Below are 16,327 nucleotides of genomic sequence, written 5' to 3'. Positions count from 1 at the left end.
GTTCACCCCAGAAGATGGCGCCATAGTGCAAGCACCAGCAGCGTGCAGAACGCGGCCACCAGGTCATCGAACAGGATGCCGAAGCCGCCGCGCCAGCCAAAGCCCTTGAACAGCCGGTCGGCCCAGGCCACGGGGCCGGGCTTGGCGGCGTCGAAGTAGCGAAACAGCGCGAACGCGGCGAGCTGGCCCCAGAAACCCATGGGCATGGCCAGCCAGAGCACGATCCAGATGGCGACGATCTCGTCCCAGACGATGCTGCCCGGGTCGGCCACGCCCATGTGGCGCGCCGTGACGCTGCAGGCCCACCAGCCCAGCGCCAGCGCCAGCAGGATCAGCAGGCCCAGCCCCAAAGGGGTAAGCCACAGCTGCAACACCAGGAAGGCCAGCCAGCCCCAGGCCGTGCCCACCGTGCCCGGCGCCTTGGGCGACAGGCCGCTGCCAAAGCCCAGGGCGATGCAGTGCGCGGGGTGGGCGAGCAAGAAGGCGGGCGTCGGGCGGCGGGCAGGGGAGAGAGCGGTCATGACAGGCGAATGGGGCCGGGCGCGCATGCCGCGCCCTGGGCAGACAAGCGCGCCATGCTATCAGGCGTGTTGCTTGGGGGGCTCGGGCGATGCCGCCGGCAGCGCCGCGAGCAGGCCGGCGCAGGCGTCCTCCACCAGGTCCAGGACCTCCTCGAAGCCCTGGGCAGCGCCGTAGTAGGGGTCGGGCACGGCGCTGGCCTGATACCGCAGGCAAAAGTCCGTGAGCCGCAGCACCCGCCCCCGCTGAGCTGGCGGGCACAGCGCGAGGGCAGCGCTTTCGTTGGCCTGGTCCATCACCAGCACCAGGTCGAAGCGCTCGAAGTCGCGCGCCGTGAGCTGGCGCGCACGCAGGCGCGAGAGGTCGTAGCCGCGCCGCGCGGCGTGCCGCTGGGCGCGGGCATCGGGCGGCAGGCCGACGTGGTAGCCATGCGTGCCGGCGGAGTCCACCGTGATGCGCCCTTGCAGGCCGGCACCCTGCACCATGGCCTGCAGCACGCCCTGCGCCGTGGGGCTGCGGCAGATATTGCCCATGCACACCATGAGCAGGTCCACGGACGGGCTGCCCGGCGTGCGAGCGCGCTGCAGCAGGGCGGGGGGCAGCAGGGGAGGGCTTGTCATTCAGGCAAAGTGGTCGAACGAGGCAAAGCGGCCTTGCAGTGCCTGGCCCGCGCGGTCCAGCAGCCGCAGGCCGGGTTCTTGCGTGATGCGGCCGATGCGCGTGACGGGCGTGCCGCTGGCCGCGGCGGCGGCCTGCACGGCGCCGCGCTGCGCGGGCGCGGCGCTGAAGGCCAGCTCGTAGTCGTCGCCGCCGGCCAGCGCGCATTGCAGCAATGTATTTTGGTCAATTTGGCCTGTAGCGCTTTCGTGGCAAGCGCTGGAAGCTAGCAAATCAGTAGTGGCAAAGGCGTCGATATCGGCACCCACGCCAGACGCCTTGAGTACATGGCCCAGGTCGCCGAGCAGGCCGTCGCTGACATCGATGGCGCTCGTGGCCAGGCCGCGCAGCGCCAGCCCCAGGGCCACGCGCGGCGTGGGGCGTTCCAGGCGTGGGCGCAGGCGCGCCAGCGTGGCGGCGGGCAGGTGCAACTGGCCACGCAGCGCGTCCAGCGCCAGGCGCGCCTCGCCGGGCGTGCCGCTCACGTAGATGTCGTGGCCCGCCTGCGCGCCGCTGCGCAGCAGCGCCTGGCCCGCGGGTACCTCGCCGAAGATGGTGATGCAGATATTGAGCGGGCCCTGCGTGGTGTCGCCGCCCACCAGCTCGCAGCCATGCTCGTCGGCCAGCGCCAGCAGGCCGCGCGCGAAGGCTTCGAGCCAGGGCTCGTCGACGCGCGGCAACGCTAGCGCCAGTGTGAAGGCCAGCGGGCGCGCGCCGCAGGCCGCCAGGTCCGACAGGTTTACGGCCAGCGCCTTGTGGCCCAGGGCCGCGGGGTCCACGCCGGCAAAGAAATGCCGGCCCTCGACCAGCATGTCGCTGGAGACGGCCAGCTGCATGCCAGGCGCGGGCGCCAGCAGCGCGCAGTCGTCGCCCACGCCAAGGGCGGCGCGCCGCACGGGGCGCGTGAAAAAGCGTGCGATCAGATCGAATTCACCCATCCGCCGAGCATAGGCGATCGCCGCCGTCCCTTGTCCCGCAGCGGCAAAAGTCGGATATTGAACGCCCCCATGACCCATCTCTCTGGAGGTTGTATGGCATTCCTTCCCCCATTCCTTCACCGTATGGCCGCCATGGTGGCCAGTGCATCCTGTCTGGCGCTGCTGGCCGTGGCCCCCAGTGCGGGTTGGGCCCAGGCCGGCAACCCGTTCCTCGGCCAGTGGGTCGTGACCTGGGAAGGCAAGGCCCGCATGCAGCAGGCCGACCTGCAAATCACCGACAGCGGCGGCAGCTGGAAGACCTTCGCCAGCCAGAAGAACGCTCCCTGCGTCGGACGCGAAGTGGCGGTGCGCCATGATGCTGTGGGAGAGCAGGAAATGCGCCTGACCCTGCTCTTCTCCGAGGCGTTGCAGGGTTGCAAGGACAGCCAGCTGACCCTGGTGCGCCACCCCGATGGGCGTGTGACCGGCCAGAACCAGAGCAGCGGCGACCGCGAGCTGACCCTGGTGCGCAAGTAACTACGCCGCCAGCCCCCGAAAGCGCAGCGCCGCCTGGCGGCTGACCTCGGCCAGTAACTGCTCCTCGCGCATGCTGCTGCGCAGCCAGCGGGCATCGTTCTGGCCGGCGGCGGTCTCGCCGCGCAGCACATGCAGCGCGCCCGAGGCGCCATGGGCGCCGGCGTGGCGCGCGATATGGTCCAGCGTCTGCAGGATGTGCTCGCGCAGCGGCATGTGCTGACCCGTGGCCGGGTCCACATAGACCGCGTCCAGCCCGAAGCGGCAAGCCTGGAAGCGGTTGTAGGTGTAGACCAGATAGTCGTCCTCGGCCGGCATGAAGGGCTGCTCGGCCAGGAACCACGCCGCCAGCGATTGCACGAAGCCGGCCAGGGCCGCGGCGCGCTCTATGGTCAGCGGGGTGTCGAAGACGCGGATCTCGATGGTGCCGTACTCGGGCTTGGGGCGTATGTCCCAGTAAAAGTCCTTCATGCTCTTGACCACGCCGGTGCGCGTCATTTTCTCGAAGTAGCGACCGAACTCGTCCCAGGTCAGCACAAAGGGTGCGCGGCCGGACAGCGGGAAGGCGAACACCGAATTCAGGCGCGCCGAATCGAAGGCCGTGTCCTGCCCCTGCACATAGGGGCTGGAGGCCGACAGCGCAATGCAGTGCGGGATGTAGCGGCTCATGCGGTGCAGCATCAGCAGCGCGGCATCGGCGTCCGGGCAGCCGATGTGCACATGCTGGCCGAAGATGGTGAACTGCTTGGACAGGTAGCCGTAGAGCTGCGACAGTTCCTGGAAGCGCGGCTTGTCGTAGATGCGCCGTTCGTGCCACTGCTGGAACGGGTGTGTGCCGCCGCCGGCCACGGCGATGTTGAGCTTGTCGGCGCTTTTCACCAGCGCGTCGCGGATCTGCGTGAGCTGGCCCAGCACCTCGGAGCTGCTGTGGCAGACGCCGGTGGAGATCTCGATCATGCTGCTGGTCATCTCGGGCACCACGCTGCCGGGCAGGGGTATCTTCTTCATGAGGCGCAGCATGTCCTCGGCGTAGGGAGCGAGGTCGTAGTCGTGCGTGTTCACGAGCTGCAGCTCCAGCTCCACGCCCAGGGTCAGCGGTTCGGAATGGGAAAAGGCTTCAAGACTCATGGCTGGACTCTCCACGGTTGCTCGGGCCGTGCAGCGCAAGCCAGGGTTTGGAGCTTTCTCCCGCACGGTAGATGGCGAAGGCGGCGATCACGGCGCCCAGCAGTTCCATGACCAGAATCGCCGGCAGGGCGATGCGTGCGATCAGCTCGCCCGTGGCGGAGGGCGCCTGCATGAACTGCGAGGCCACCAGCAGCGCGATGGCCGACATGGGCGTCATGGCGCAGCCCAGCCACAGTGCCTGGCGCCAGCTCGCGCCGCTGCCCACATTGCCCAGGCCCACGCCCACGACCTTGGCCAGCAGACGCACGGCGATCAGCGCCAGCACGCTGCCGGCCACGGCCATGCTCCACTGTCCCTGGGCGGCCACGGTGGATACCAGCACGAACATCAGCATGGTCAGCAGCGAGGTGGCCGTGCCCATCTGCCGCGGCCAGGCCCAGGGGCGCGGGTGCAGGTGCTTGAGCAGCATGCCGCCGAGCAGCGCCGCCAGCGGCGCCGAGCCGCCCAGGTGGGCCGTGACGGCGGTGCTGGCGGCGATCAGCGCCAGCAGCAGGATGGTGGTGTTCTCGCTCGTCGGGCTCATCACGCGCAGCGCCAGGCGCATGGCCAGCGACAGCAGCGCGCCCACGGCGATGGATACGCCCAGCACCACCAGCACCGGGTACAGCTGGCCGAGCAGGCCCGTGGCGGGGCGCTGGATCAATCCGGCCTGGGCGCTGCCCAGCGCCAGCGCGTACAGCGAGGACAGCGTGGCCAGCACGATGGCGCGCTCGGTCACGGGCCCGGCGGCGCGCGTGTCGCTGACCACGCGCGTGAGCACGGCCGGTGACGCGGCCAGCGCCACCAGGGCCAGCGGGCCGGCGGCGCGCTCGGGCACGTCGAACCAGAGCATGGTCCAGTACACGGCGAAGTAGGTCAGCGCCGATTCGGCGATGCTCTGCACCAGCACCATGGGGTTGTGGCGGAACCAGCGCAGCGGGATGCGTCCGCCGGCCTCGAACAGCACCACGGCCACGGCCAGCTCCACCAGGAACAGGCCTATGCCCTGCAGCGGCCACACGGCGCCGCCAAAGCCCGCCAGGCCGGCGATGGTGCCCACCAGCGTGTAGCCCACCACCTTGGGCAGGCCGCTGTGGCGCTGCACCAGGTAGCCCGTCACCGCAGCCACGGCCAGCAGCAGCGCCCACTGCACCGTGGGCAGTCCCGCCGATGGGCGTAGCCACTGCGCCCAAAAGCTCGTCAGATCATTCATGGTTGTCCTTCCGTCGCGTGCGGGCGTGGCCCGCCGTATGCCGGGGCAGGCCGGGCGCCGCAGCGCCGATGGAGGCCCGGATGGGTCCCGCACCGGCGCCGGCGCTTGCGCGGCCTGTGCAGGCAGCAGACGCAATGCCTGCTGCCTGGACCTTATCAGACGCTGGCGCGGGTAGGCACAAAAAAGCTCAGCGGCGCGTGGCGCGCGCGCCGGCGCAGCGCGCGGTAGATGCGCCTGCGGTCCACGCGGCCCACGTTGTGCGCGCGCAGGGCCAGGCGAAACGCCAGGTAGAAGCTGACGCCGACGTTGAGTGCACCGTTCAACGGCACCAGGGCCACGGCCCACCAGAATGCCGGCTCGTGCAGCAACTGCTGGCCCAGCGTGGCGGCGGCCACGCCGATCTGGCCCGTGGTCAGCGTGACGTGGCGCACCTCCAGCCCCAGGCCGAAGAAGGCCGCGAACGCCGGCACCAGTCCCAGCATGAAGCCCAGCGAGATGTTCGCCGCCAGGCCCGAGATGTGGTCGCGCAGAAACTGCGCCCAGCGCGCGGCGCGCCGCGCGCCCAGGGCGCGCGTGATGCGCGGGTTGTATTGCATGGCCGAGTCCAGGCGGTGCAGCACGAACCAGTTCTCCACCCAGCCGGCAAAAATGCTGGAGGCAAACAGCAACACGCCGGTCAGCGCTGCGAACAGCAGCGAGGGGCCGAGCAGATGCAGTGCATCCAGCGTCTGCATGGCGTGCTGCGCGTCTATGGCCGGGCGTCCCAGCGCCTGGGCGCTGAGCAGCGCCAGGGCCAGCGCGGCGGGGAACACCAGCAGCACGTTGCCCAGCACTGCCGCCACCTGCGAGCGCACCAGGTGCGCGACCTCGTCCACGAACGACTCCACGGCCTGGTCGCCCTCCAGCTCCTTGAGCTTGGCGGCCATGGCCGGCGCCGTCATGGCCGGCTGCTTGGTGGCCACCGTGAAGTGCAGCATCTGGATCAGCACGAAGCTCACGGCATAGTTCACCCCCGCCATGAAGCCGCCCCAGAAGGCGGACAGCGCCAGCGCGTACAGGCCGAACTTGAACAGCGTGGTGAACGCCATGACCAGGCCGCCGCCCGCGGCCTGGCGCACCATGGCCAGGTATTCGGCGCGCGTGCGGGTGATGTAGTGCTCGCCCGTCTCGGCGCTGCGCTCGGCCACCTTGGCGGCCAGCAGCGACGAGTTGGCGGCCACCAGGGCGCGCACGCTGCGGCGCACGCGCCCGACGATCACCAGGTGCGACATCAACTGCAGCGCGGCCACGGCCGGGCGCGGCGAGAGCAGGCATTCCAGCAGCTCGCGCACGCGCAGGATGCGTGCGCGCAGCTGGCGCAGGCGAAACACCAGGCCCACCGAGATGCCGTTGTCCTCGAAATGCGCGTAGACGCTGTTGACGGCGGCGCGGCAGGTATCCAGGCGCTCGCGCAGGCCCTGCACGGCCTGCTGCAGCCGCTCGCCCGTGCGCAGCGGATGCAGCACCTCCACGCGCAGGCTTTCCGCGTCGCGCAGCAGTGCGTGGAAGGGTTGCTCCGCGCGCACCGCCTCGCTCATGCGCAGGCGCAGCTCGGGGGCAAAGCCGGTGGCGAGGATCTGGCCCGCGCAGTAGGTGATGGCGTCCAGCAGCGCGCGCTGCCACTCGCTGGCGCCTGCGCCGCCTTCGCCGTCGTCCTGCGCGGGCAGCAGCACGGCGAGCAGGCGTGCGAGCAGCGCTTCGTCGAGCGCGGCCAGCCAGCGCGCGTCGAACTCGTGCGGCAGTGCCAGCATGAACAGCTCCGAAGCGTCCTGGGTCTCGGGGCTGACGGGCAGCAGCTTGTAGCGCAGGCGCTCGGCCAGCTCGCTGGCCATGGAGGTGCGCTGCGCGAAGCCGAAGTCGGCCAGCAGGGTGGTGATGTCCAGGTGCCGCGTGAGCTGGGCCCACCAGGCGGTAAGCCGCGCCCGCAGCGCAGGCGATTGCTCGGCTGCCTGCACCAGCAGGGCCACGCGGCCCGTCGCGCCCTCTACCGTTTGGTCATGGCCGCGCACCCAGGCCAGTAGCGCGAGCAGCTGCAGGTGGCGCTGTGCCAGCGGCGCCGCGGGGTCCAGGTCGGCCAGCAGCTGCGCCAGATCCGGCGTGTTGTGGCTCAATGCAGCACCCGTGCCGTGGCTGGCATGATCCAGTGGCGCGCGGCCGGCTGCGCGCAGATGCCGCGAGTGTGGGTGATGGTGGAGGCAAAGCCATGCGCGCCCTCTTCGGGCAGGCAATGGTCGGGCAGGCACTGGGGCCGGGTCTCGAGCCGGAGCGGGTACTTGGGCATGGCGCCAATGGTAGCTTCCCGTAGCTGCGACAATTCGCGCCCATGAGCCGCACCTACCGCATCGCACCCTCCATCCTGTCCGCCGACTTTGCCCGCCTGGGCGAGGAAGTGCGCAACGTCGTCGCCGCCGGCGCCGACTGGATCCACTTCGACGTGATGGACAACCACTATGTGCCCAACCTGACCTTCGGCCCCATGGTGTGCCAGGCCCTGAAGCCGCACGCGGTCACGCCCGATGGCCGCCCCGTGCCGATCGACGTGCACCTCATGGTGCAGCCCGTGGACGCGCTGGCCGAGGCCTTTGCCCAGGCCGGCGCCGATCTGATCAGCTTCCACCCCGACGCCAGCAGCCATGTGCACCGCAGCATCCAGGCGATCAAGGCGCGCGGCTGCAAGGCTGGCCTGACCTTCAACCCGGCCATGCCGCTCGATGTGCTCGACTGGGTGATCGAGGACATCGACCTGATCCTGCTCATGAGCGTCAATCCCGGCTTTGGCGGGCAAAGCTTTATTGATAGCACGCTGCGCAAGGTGGAGGCCGCGCGCAGGCGTATAGAGGCCTCGGGTAAGGACATTCGCCTGGAGGTGGATGGCGGCATCAAGGCGGACAACATCCGCCGCGTGGCCGACGCCGGCGCCGACACCTTCGTGGCCGGCAGCGCCATCTTCGGCCAGAGCGACTACAAGGCGGTCATTGACGCCATGCGCAAGGCCCTGGCATGACGGCTCCGGGCCTGCAAGGCATAGACGCGGCCATCATCGACCTGGACGGCACCATGGTGGACACCCTGGGCGACTTTGCCCAGGCGCTGGGCGGCATGCTGGAGGACTTGCAACTGCCCGCGATAGAGCCCGCATGCATCGAGCACATGGTGGGCAAGGGCAGCGAGCATTTGCTGCGTTCGGTATTGAATCATGTGCTGACGCAGGCAGGGAAAGCGCCGGATGCTTCAGAAATTGAAGCGCTCTACGCGCGCGCCTGGGAGCGCTATCAGCACCATTACCTGGTCATCAACGGGCGCTACTCCAGCGTCTACCCGGGCGTGCAGCAAGGCCTGATGGCCCTGCGCGGCGCGGGTCTGCGCCTGGCCTGCCTGACCAACAAGCCCGCCGGCTTTGCCCTGCCGCTGCTGCGCGCCAAGGGCCTGGACGGATTCTTCGACCATGTATTCGGCGGCGACGCCTTCGAGCGCAAGAAGCCCGACCCGTTGCCCATCCTGAAAACCTGCGCGGCCCTGGGCACGCTGCCCGCGCGCACGCTGATGGTGGGTGATTCGAGCAACGACGCCCGCGCCGCCCGCGCCGCGGGCTGTCCTGTGGCGCTGGTCACCTACGGCTATAACCATGGCCAGCCGGTGCGCGAAGTGGATGCCGACGGCTACGTGAACGCGCTGCGCGAGCTGGTGCCGGCCTGGGTGTGTGCGCTGTCAAAAAGCTGAATAGGGTGCGCAGCTGAGCCTGGTCCATGTCGATCACCATCGCTTTGGTGATCGATCCGGCCCCGCTGGCAAGCTGGCCCCGCCAGGCTCATGCCTCGTTGGACAAAATCAGTGCTTGACGTTGGTTTTGTTTGCAGTGATAATGCAAGGCTTCGCGTGAAATACGCGAGGTTTCTGCCCAGTGGAAGCGCTGCGAAATGGTTCGCGACGTGGACGACGGGCCCAAGACTGACTGGCTGCTTGGCAGCCCTTGAGAAGGACTCTGGGGCTGTCGGGATGTGCTGGAGCAAGTTGGGAATATTGAAATGATCCAAACAGAATCTCGGTTAGACGTTGCCGACAATACCGGCGCGAAGTCTGTCCTGTGCATCAAGGTGCTGGGCGGTTCCAAGCGTCGCTATGCAAGCGTTGGCGACATCATCAAGGTGAGCGTGAAGGAAGCAGCGCCGCGTGGTCGCGTCAAAAAAGGCGAGATCTACAGTGCTGTGGTTGTGCGCACGGCGAAGGGTATTCGTCGCGGCGACGGCTCGCTCGTCAAGTTCGATGGCAATGCGGCGGTGCTGCTCAATGCCAAGCTGGAGCCCATCGGCACCCGCATCTTCGGCCCCGTGACGCGCGAGCTGCGTACCGAGCGCTTCATGAAGATCGTGTCCCTGGCTCCTGAAGTTCTCTAAGGAAGCGCCATGAACAAGATCCGCAAGGGCGACGAAATCATCGTCATCGCCGGTCGTGACAAGGGCAAGCGTGGCACGGTCACGCTGCGCAAGGATGACTCCCATCTGGTCATTGATGGCATCAACCTGGTCAAGAAGCATGTCAAGCCGAATCCCATGAAGGGTACGAACGGCGGCATCGTGGAAAAGGCCATGCCCATTCACCAGTCCAACGTGGCCATCTTCAATGCCGCTACCGGCAAGGCTGATCGCGTGGGCATCAAGGTGCAGGCCGACGGCACGCGTGTCCGCGTGTTCAAGTCCAGCGGCGCCGAAATCAAGGCCGCCTAAGGAGTAGCACATGGCACGACTGCAAAAACTCTATCGCGAAAAAATCGCGGCTGAACTCAAAGAAAAGTTCGGCTACAAGTCCATCATGGAGGTTCCCCGCCTGACCAAGATCACCCTGAACATGGGTGTGAGCGAGGCCGTGGCCGACAAGAAAATCATGGACAACGCCGTCGGCGACCTGACCAAGATCGCCGGTCAAAAGCCCGTGGTGACCAAGGCTAAGAAGGCCATCGCTGGTTTCAAGATCCGCGAAGGCCAGGCCATTGGCTGCATGGTGACGCTGCGCGGTGCCCAGATGTATGAATTCCTGGATCGTTTCGTGACCGTGGCCCTGCCGCGCGTGCGTGACTTCCGTGGTATCTCCGGCCGCGCTTTCGATGGCCGTGGCAACTACAACATCGGCGTCAAAGAGCAGATCATTTTCCCTGAGGTCGAGTACGACAAGGTGGATGCCTTGCGTGGTCTCAACATCAGCATTACCACGACGGCCAAGACCGACGAAGAGGCCAAGGCCCTTCTCGCCGGCTTCCGTTTCCCGTTCAAGAACTAAAGGCAGCGTATGGCTAAAGTAGCTTTGATCCAGCGCGAACTCAAGCGCGAAAAACTGGCCGCCAAGTACGCCGCCAAGTACGCGGAACTGAAGGCGATTGCCGGCGATGCCAAGCGCAGCGACGAAGAGCGCGAGGCTGCACGCCTGGGACTGCAGAAGTTGCCCCGCAACGCCAACCCCACGCGTCAGCGTAACCGCTGCGAAATCACCGGTCGTCCCCGTGGCACCTTCCGTCAATTCGGTCTGGGCCGCGCCAAGATCCGTGAACTGGCATTTGCCGGTGACATCCCCGGTGTCACCAAGGCCAGCTGGTAAGCGAAGCAGGAGAGATACAACATGAGCATGAGTGATCCCATCGCTGACTTGCTGACCCGCATTCGCAATGCGCAAATGGTGTCCAAGGCCACCGTGTCGGTGCCTTCTTCCAAGGTGAAGGTTGCCATCGCGCAGGTGCTGAAGGACGAGGGTTACATCGACGGCTTCGAAGTGAAGTCCGAAGCGGGCAAGTCTGAACTGCAAATCGCCCTGAAGTACTACGCCGGTCGCCCCGTGATCGAGCGTATCGAGCGTGTGAGCCGCCCCGGCCTGCGCGTGTACAAGGGCCGCGATTCCATTCCGCAAGTCATGAACGGCCTGGGTGTGGCAATTGTCACCACGCCCAAGGGTGTGATGACCGATCGCAAGGCGCGCGCTACCGGTGTCGGTGGCGAGGTGCTTTGCTACGTCGCGTAACGTGGCATTGAGGAGAAGACTGAAATGTCCCGTGTAGCTAAATCCCCGGTGACCATCCCCGCAGGCGTGGATGTGTCCATCAAGGACGACCAGATCAGTGTCAAGGGCGCAGGCGGCACGCTGTCGCTGGCGCAAAACGCGCTGGTGAAGGTGTCCAGCAATGAAGGCAAACTGAGCTTCGAGCCGGTCAACGACTCGCGCGAAGCCAATGCCATGAGCGGTACCGTGCGCCAGTTGGTGAACAACATGGTGCTGGGCGTCAGCAAGGGCTTCGAGAAGAAGCTCACGTTGATTGGCGTGGGCTTCAAGGCGGCAGCCTCTGGCGCCAAGCTGAACCTGAGCGTCGGTTTCTCGCACCCCGTGAACTTCGAGATGCCCGCTGGTATTACCGTCGCGACCCCCACCCCGACCGAGATCGTGATCAAGGGTGCCGATCGCCAAGTGGTGGGCCAGCTCGCCGCCGAGATTCGTGCCGTTCGTCCGCCCGAGCCCTACAAGGGCAAGGGTATCCGCTATGCGGACGAAAAAGTCACGATCAAAGAGACCAAGAAGAAGTAAGGAGCTGCAGCATGTTGACCAAGAAAGAGCAGCGTCTTCGTCGTGCCCGCCAGACCCGCATCCGCATTGCCCAACAAGGCATTGCGCGTCTGACCGTGAACCGTACGAACCTCCATATCTACGCCAGTGTGATCTCTGGTTGCGGCACCAAGGTGCTGGCCAGCGCCTCCACGGCCGAAGCCGATGTGCGCAAGTCGCTCGGCGGCTCCGGCAAGGGTGGCAATGCCGCCGCGGCCCAGATCATCGGCAAGCGCATCGCTGAAAAGGCGAAGGCTGCCGGTGTCGAGAAGGTTGCATTTGATCGCGCAGGTTTTGCATATCACGGCCGCGTGAAGGCCCTGGCTGAGGCGGCTCGCGAAGCCGGCCTGCAGTTCTAAGCGGAGCGGATAAAAATGGCTAAATTTCAACCCAAGGTGCAAGACGAAGGTCGTGACGACGGTCTGCGCGAAAAAATGATCGCGGTCAACCGCGTGACCAAGGTCGTGAAGGGTGGTCGTATTCTCGGCTTCGCTGCACTGACCGTGGTTGGCGACGGTGATGGCCGCGTTGGCATGGGCAAGGGCAAATCCAAGGAAGTGCCCGCTGCCGTGCAAAAGGCCATGGAAGAAGCACGCCGCAACATGGTGAAGGTGTCGCTCAAGAACGGCACCATCCACCACAACGTGACGGGTCACCATGGCGCTGCCGTGGTGATGATGGCGCCGGCCCCCAAGGGTACCGGCATCATCGCCGGCGGTCCGATGCGCGCCGTGTTTGAGGTCATGGGTATTACCGACATCGTGGCCAAGAGCCATGGTTCGTCCAATCCCTACAACATGGTTCGCGCCACGTTCGACGCTTTGACCAATTCCACCACACCGGCGGAAGTGGCTGCCAAGCGCGGCAAGTCGGTCGAAGACCTGTTTGCCGCTTGATTGGGAGGCAATCAATGACAACGCAACAAACCATCAAGATTCAACTGGTGCGCAGCCCGATTGGCACCAAGGAATCGCACCGCGCTACCGTGCGTGGCCTGGGTCTTCGCAAGCTCAACAGCGTCAGCGAACTCAAGGACTCGCCCGAAGTGCGCGGCATGATTAACAAGATCAGCTATCTGGTCAAAATCCTCTGAGAGGTTGATGATGGAACTCAATAGCATCAAGCCCGCAGCAGGAGCCAAGCACGCCAAGCGCCGCGTTGGTCGCGGCATCGGTTCCGGCTTGGGCAAGACGGCCGGTCGTGGCCACAAGGGGCAGAAGTCCCGCTCCGGTGGATACCACAAGGTGGGTTTCGAAGGCGGTCAAATGCCTTTGCAGCGTCGCCTGCCAAAGCGCGGTTTCAAGTCGCATCTGCTGAAGTTCAACGCCGAGATTTCCCTGTCGGACCTGAACAAGCTCGGGCTGACCGAGGTTGATGTGCTGGCTCTGAAACAGGCTGGCCTGGTGAGCGAGCTCGCCAAGGTTGTCAAGGTGATCAAGAGTGGCGAGATCTCCACGGCTGTGAAGCTGTCGGGCGTCATCGCGACCGCAGGTGCCAAGGCCGCCATCGAGGCGGCCGGTGGCAGCCTGGCCTGATTTGGTTCTGAAGAAAGGCATCTGTGGCTACTAACGCAGCTCAACTAGCAAAAACCGGTAAGTTTGGCGATTTGCGCCGGCGGCTGGTGTTCTTGTTGCTCGCGTTGGTGGTGTACCGCGTGGGGGCACACATTCCCGTTCCGGGAATCGATCCTACGCAGTTGCAGCAGTTGTTCAGTGGCCAGCAAGGCGGCATCCTCAACCTGTTCAACATGTTCTCGGGCGGAGCGCTTTCGCGCTTCACGGTCTTCGCGCTGGGAATCATGCCGTACATCTCGGCATCGATCATCATGCAGTTGATGACCTACGTGATCCCCGCGTTCGAGCAGTTGAAGAAGGAAGGTGAAGCCGGTCGACGCAAGATCACGCAGTACACGCGTTATGGAACACTGGGCCTGGCGATTTTCCAGTCGCTGGGTATCGCAGTAGCGTTGGAAAGCTCCGCGGGCCTGGTGCTTAGCCCCGGCTTTGGCTTTCGCATGACGGCGGTGGTCAGCCTCACGGCGGGCACCATGTTCCTGATGTGGCTCGGGGAGCAGATCACCGAGCGCGGGTTGGGCAACGGTATATCGATCCTGATCTTTGCAGGTATTGCTGCCGGTCTACCCAGCTCCATCGGTGGGCTGCTGGAGCTGGTGCGCACGGGTGCGATGAGTATCCTGGCCGCCATTTTCATCGTGATCATCGTTGGGCTGGTGACTTACTTTGTCGTGTTCGTCGAGCGTGGCCAGCGCAAGATTCTGGTGAACTATGCGCGCCGTCAGGTGGGCAACAAGGTCTATGGTGGGCAATCATCCCACCTGCCCCTGAAGCTCAACATGGCTGGTGTGATTCCACCGATCTTTGCGTCGTCCATCATCTTGCTGCCTGCGACGATAGTGAACTGGTTCAGCGCTGGCGAGTCCATGCGTTGGCTGCGCGATATCTCTGCTGCACTGACGCCTGGACAGCCGGTGTACGTGATCCTGTATGCGGCTGCCATCGTGTTCTTCTGCTTTTTCTACACGGCGCTGGTTTTCAACAGCCGGGAAACGGCAGACAACCTGAAGAAGAGCGGGGCATTTATCCCCGGGATTCGGCCTGGTGAACACACGGCGCGTTACATCGACAAGATCCTGGTGCGCCTGACGCTGGCCGGAGCCGTGTACATCACCTTCGTGTGCCTGCTGCCTGAATTCCTGATCCTGAAGTACAACGTGCCGTTCTATTTCGGTGGCACCTCGTTGCTCATTATCGTAGTGGTGACGATGGACTTCATGGCTCAGGTACAGAACTACATGATGTCGCAGCAGTACGAATCGCTGCTGAAGAAGGCTAACTTCAAGACGACACCAGGTACCTGATGCCGACGTGCCTTTGGCGAATGCGCTATAGTCGCGGGTTCGCCAGAGAAGCAACGGCTTATTGACGCCTTCGATCCATCGCGGGCACGTGTTTTGTGTTCCGCGCAGTGGGCCGGAACGATTGGACAAGAGTTTAGGAGAATGCAATGAGAGTTTCGGCTTCGGTCAAGAAAATCTGCCGCAACTGCAAAATTATCCGCCGTAAGGGCGTGGTGCGCGTGATCTGCACGGATCAGCGCCACAAGCAGCGCCAAGGTTGATTGGGAAATATTAGAGGACGCACATGGCTCGTATCGCTGGTATCAATATCCCGCCCCATCAGCACACCGAGATTGGCCTGACGGCCATCTACGGGATTGGGCGTACCCGCGCTCGCAAGATTTGCGAAGCATGCGGAATTGCTTATTCCAAAAAGGTCAAGGAATTGACCGACGCCGATCTGGAGAAAATTCGTGACCAGATCGCCCAGTTCACCATCGAAGGTGATCTGCGCCGTGAAACCACGATGAACATCAAGCGCCTGATGGACATTGGCTGCTATCGCGGTTTCCGCCATCGTCGTGGTCTGCCGATGCGTGGTCAGCGCACGCGCACCAACGCCCGCACCCGCAAGGGTCCGCGCAAGGGTGCAGCAGCACTGAAGAAGTAAGACTGAAAGATCAATATGGCCAAGTCTCCTGCCAATAACGCTGCGCAGCGTGTGCGCAAGAAGGTTCGCAAGAACGTGTCGGACGGCATCGCCCACGTGCATGCATCCTTCAACAACACCATCATCACGATCACCGATCGCCAGGGCAATGCCTTGTCCTGGGCTTCTTCGGGTGGTCAAGGCTTCAAGGGCTCGCGCAAGTCGACCCCCTTTGCCGCACAGGTGGCCTCTGAAGTCGCCGGCCGGGCGGCCATCGAGCAGGGCATCAAGAATCTGGACGTCGAGATCAAGGGCCCCGGCCCTGGTCGTGAGTCCTCGGTGCGCGCCTTGGGCGCCCTGGGTATCCGCATCACCTCCATCTCGGACGTGACACCGGTTCCGCACAACGGTTGCCGCCCGCAAAAGCGCCGCCGCATCTGATTTTTTCAATAAGCCCACCGCCACCGATCGCCTGGTGCGATGGTGGCTCCCGCAGTCTGCTGCGGTAGTTGATAGTTCAAGGAAATACAAGTGGCACGTTATCTCGGCCCCAAGGCCAAACTCTCCCGCCGCGAAGGCACCGACCTGTTCCTGAAGAGCGCTCGTCGCTCCATTGCGGACAAGGCTAAATTCGACTCCAAGCCCGGCCAGCATGGTCGTACTTCTGGCGCCCGCACCTCCGACTACGGTTTGCAGTTGCGCGAAAAGCAGAAGGTCAAGCGCATGTACGGCGTGCTGGAAAAGCAATTCCGCCGCTACTTTGAAGCCGCCGAGCGCCGCAAGGGGAACACTGGTGCCAACCTGCTGGCGCTGCTTGAGTCCCGCCTGGACAACGTTGTGTACCGCATGGGCTTCGGCTCTACGCGTGCCGAGGCACGTCAGCTGGTTTCGCACAAGGCCATCACGGTGAACGGTCAGAGCGTGAACATCGCCTCCTATCTGGTGAAGGCCGGTGATGTCGTGGCCGTGCGCGAGAAGTCCAAGAAGCAGGCCCGCATCGTCGAAGCTCTGCAGCTGGCGCAGCAGGTGGGCATGCCTGCCTGGGTCGAGGTGAGCGCCGACAAGGTCGAAGGTACCTTCAAGCAAGTGCCCGACCGCGATCAGTTTGGCGCCGACATCAACGAATCGCTGATCGTTGAGTTGTACTCGCGTTAATCCCACTGTTAGCGTAAACCGTTCCTGAACCGCGAGGC

General features: G+C 64.9%; 25 protein-coding genes. 18 read left to right on the top strand and 7 right to left on the bottom strand.

What is annotated here, in order from left to right:
- Nucleotides 1–2: 2 nt before the first annotated feature.
- The 3 genes from P7644_RS18715 to thiL all read right to left on the bottom strand — a co-directional run bounded on the left by P7644_RS18715 (nucleotide 3) and on the right by thiL (nucleotide 2,114).
- On the bottom strand, nucleotides 3–521 hold the full coding sequence (locus tag P7644_RS18715) for a phosphatidylglycerophosphatase A (protein WP_404300750.1): 519 nt from the start codon (nucleotides 519–521) through the stop codon (nucleotides 3–5).
- A gap of 60 nt (nucleotides 522–581) precedes the next feature.
- Complete coding sequence (locus P7644_RS18710) at nucleotides 582–1,061, bottom strand: low molecular weight protein-tyrosine-phosphatase (protein WP_404303249.1); 480 nt, start codon at nucleotides 1,059–1,061, stop codon at nucleotides 582–584.
- 78 nt (nucleotides 1,062–1,139) lie between these two features.
- A complete protein-coding gene (gene thiL, locus P7644_RS18705; RefSeq protein WP_404300749.1) occupies nucleotides 1,140–2,114 on the bottom strand; it encodes a thiamine-phosphate kinase in 975 nt (324 codons plus the stop codon).
- 93 nt (nucleotides 2,115–2,207) lie between these two features.
- Here thiL and P7644_RS18700 point away from each other — a divergent pair, with 93 nt between their 5' ends.
- Nucleotides 2,208–2,630, top strand: a complete 423-nt coding sequence (locus P7644_RS18700) for a hypothetical protein (protein ID WP_404300748.1) — start codon at nucleotides 2,208–2,210, stop codon at nucleotides 2,628–2,630.
- On the opposite strand, the gene P7644_RS18695 is transcribed toward P7644_RS18700, so the two are convergent.
- The 4 genes from P7644_RS18695 to P7644_RS18680 all read right to left on the bottom strand — a co-directional run bounded on the left by P7644_RS18695 (nucleotide 2,631) and on the right by P7644_RS18680 (nucleotide 7,327).
- Nucleotides 2,631–3,755 (bottom strand): YbdK family carboxylate-amine ligase, encoded by a 1,125-nt coding sequence (locus tag P7644_RS18695; protein ID WP_404300747.1) that lies wholly within the window; start codon nucleotides 3,753–3,755, stop codon nucleotides 2,631–2,633.
- A complete protein-coding gene (locus tag P7644_RS18690; RefSeq protein ID WP_404300746.1) occupies nucleotides 3,745–5,007 on the bottom strand; it encodes a cation:proton antiporter in 1,263 nt (420 codons plus the stop codon). Before P7644_RS18690 ends, P7644_RS18695 begins: the two co-directional genes overlap by 11 nt.
- Nucleotides 5,008–5,162: 155 nt before the next feature.
- Nucleotides 5,163–7,157, bottom strand: coding sequence for a site-specific recombinase (locus tag P7644_RS18685; protein WP_404300745.1), 1,995 nt, complete (start codon nucleotides 7,155–7,157; stop codon nucleotides 5,163–5,165).
- Nucleotides 7,154–7,327 (bottom strand): hypothetical protein, encoded by a 174-nt coding sequence (locus tag P7644_RS18680; RefSeq protein WP_404300744.1) that lies wholly within the window; start codon nucleotides 7,325–7,327, stop codon nucleotides 7,154–7,156. Before P7644_RS18680 ends, P7644_RS18685 begins: the two co-directional genes overlap by 4 nt.
- A 42-nt stretch (nucleotides 7,328–7,369) precedes the next feature.
- Between P7644_RS18680 and rpe the strand changes: the two genes are divergently transcribed.
- From rpe to rpsD, 17 genes are all read left to right on the top strand, one after another.
- Nucleotides 7,370–8,050 (top strand): ribulose-phosphate 3-epimerase, encoded by a 681-nt coding sequence (rpe, locus tag P7644_RS18675; RefSeq protein ID WP_404300743.1) that lies wholly within the window; start codon nucleotides 7,370–7,372, stop codon nucleotides 8,048–8,050.
- Nucleotides 8,047–8,766, top strand: coding sequence for a phosphoglycolate phosphatase (gene gph / locus P7644_RS18670; RefSeq protein WP_404300742.1), 720 nt, complete (start codon nucleotides 8,047–8,049; stop codon nucleotides 8,764–8,766). The genes rpe and gph overlap by 4 nt, the downstream gene beginning before the upstream one ends.
- A 305-nt stretch (nucleotides 8,767–9,071) precedes the next feature.
- Nucleotides 9,072–9,440, top strand: coding sequence for a 50S ribosomal protein L14 (rplN, locus tag P7644_RS18665; RefSeq protein WP_047350286.1), 369 nt, complete (start codon nucleotides 9,072–9,074; stop codon nucleotides 9,438–9,440).
- A gap of 9 nt (nucleotides 9,441–9,449) precedes the next feature.
- Complete coding sequence (gene rplX / locus P7644_RS18660) at nucleotides 9,450–9,770, top strand: 50S ribosomal protein L24 (protein ID WP_404300741.1); 321 nt, start codon at nucleotides 9,450–9,452, stop codon at nucleotides 9,768–9,770.
- Between the two features lie 10 nt (nucleotides 9,771–9,780).
- On the top strand, nucleotides 9,781–10,320 hold the full coding sequence (rplE, locus tag P7644_RS18655) for a 50S ribosomal protein L5 (protein ID WP_404300740.1): 540 nt from the start codon (nucleotides 9,781–9,783) through the stop codon (nucleotides 10,318–10,320).
- A gap of 9 nt (nucleotides 10,321–10,329) precedes the next feature.
- On the top strand, nucleotides 10,330–10,635 hold the full coding sequence (rpsN, locus tag P7644_RS18650; RefSeq protein ID WP_011803856.1) for a 30S ribosomal protein S14: 306 nt from the start codon (nucleotides 10,330–10,332) through the stop codon (nucleotides 10,633–10,635).
- Between the two features lie 21 nt (nucleotides 10,636–10,656).
- Nucleotides 10,657–11,052: a 30S ribosomal protein S8 gene (gene rpsH, locus P7644_RS18645; protein WP_404300738.1), complete on the top strand. Its 396-nt coding sequence runs from the start codon at nucleotides 10,657–10,659 to the stop codon at nucleotides 11,050–11,052.
- A gap of 24 nt (nucleotides 11,053–11,076) precedes the next feature.
- Complete coding sequence (gene rplF, locus P7644_RS18640; protein ID WP_404300736.1) at nucleotides 11,077–11,610, top strand: 50S ribosomal protein L6; 534 nt, start codon at nucleotides 11,077–11,079, stop codon at nucleotides 11,608–11,610.
- A gap of 11 nt (nucleotides 11,611–11,621) precedes the next feature.
- Nucleotides 11,622–11,987 carry a 50S ribosomal protein L18 gene (gene rplR / locus P7644_RS18635; RefSeq protein ID WP_404300735.1) on the top strand — a complete coding sequence of 122 codons (366 nt, stop codon included), beginning with the start codon at nucleotides 11,622–11,624 and terminating at the stop codon, nucleotides 11,985–11,987.
- Nucleotides 11,988–12,002: 15 nt separating this feature from the next.
- Nucleotides 12,003–12,524 carry a 30S ribosomal protein S5 gene (gene rpsE, locus P7644_RS18630; RefSeq protein WP_404300734.1) on the top strand — a complete coding sequence of 174 codons (522 nt, stop codon included), beginning with the start codon at nucleotides 12,003–12,005 and terminating at the stop codon, nucleotides 12,522–12,524.
- Between the two features lie 14 nt (nucleotides 12,525–12,538).
- Nucleotides 12,539–12,721, top strand: coding sequence for a 50S ribosomal protein L30 (rpmD, locus tag P7644_RS18625; RefSeq protein WP_404300733.1), 183 nt, complete (start codon nucleotides 12,539–12,541; stop codon nucleotides 12,719–12,721).
- A gap of 10 nt (nucleotides 12,722–12,731) precedes the next feature.
- Entirely contained in the window at nucleotides 12,732–13,163 is a 432-nt protein-coding gene (gene rplO / locus P7644_RS18620) for a 50S ribosomal protein L15 (RefSeq protein ID WP_404300732.1), read from the top strand.
- A 23-nt stretch (nucleotides 13,164–13,186) separates the two neighbouring features.
- Complete coding sequence (gene secY / locus P7644_RS18615; protein ID WP_404300731.1) at nucleotides 13,187–14,506, top strand: preprotein translocase subunit SecY; 1,320 nt, start codon at nucleotides 13,187–13,189, stop codon at nucleotides 14,504–14,506.
- 146 nt (nucleotides 14,507–14,652) lie between these two features.
- Nucleotides 14,653–14,766, top strand: coding sequence for a 50S ribosomal protein L36 (rpmJ, locus tag P7644_RS18610; RefSeq protein ID WP_003050535.1), 114 nt, complete (start codon nucleotides 14,653–14,655; stop codon nucleotides 14,764–14,766).
- 23 nt (nucleotides 14,767–14,789) lie between these two features.
- Nucleotides 14,790–15,155 (top strand): 30S ribosomal protein S13, encoded by a 366-nt coding sequence (gene rpsM, locus P7644_RS18605; RefSeq protein ID WP_011803864.1) that lies wholly within the window; start codon nucleotides 14,790–14,792, stop codon nucleotides 15,153–15,155.
- Nucleotides 15,156–15,170: 15 nt separating this feature from the next.
- Nucleotides 15,171–15,575 carry a 30S ribosomal protein S11 gene (gene rpsK, locus P7644_RS18600; RefSeq protein WP_011793799.1) on the top strand — a complete coding sequence of 135 codons (405 nt, stop codon included), beginning with the start codon at nucleotides 15,171–15,173 and terminating at the stop codon, nucleotides 15,573–15,575.
- Nucleotides 15,576–15,665: 90 nt separating this feature from the next.
- Nucleotides 15,666–16,289: a 30S ribosomal protein S4 gene (gene rpsD / locus P7644_RS18595; protein ID WP_094438772.1), complete on the top strand. Its 624-nt coding sequence runs from the start codon at nucleotides 15,666–15,668 to the stop codon at nucleotides 16,287–16,289.
- Nucleotides 16,290–16,327 lie beyond the last annotated feature (38 nt).

The organism is Alicycliphilus denitrificans (genome assembly GCF_044792555.1).
In the GTDB taxonomy this organism is placed as follows: domain Bacteria; phylum Pseudomonadota; class Gammaproteobacteria; order Burkholderiales; family Burkholderiaceae_C; genus Alicycliphilus; species Alicycliphilus denitrificans_A.
Note: the sequence above shows the minus strand (reverse complement) of the source record. Positions and strands in the feature narration are given on the sequence as shown.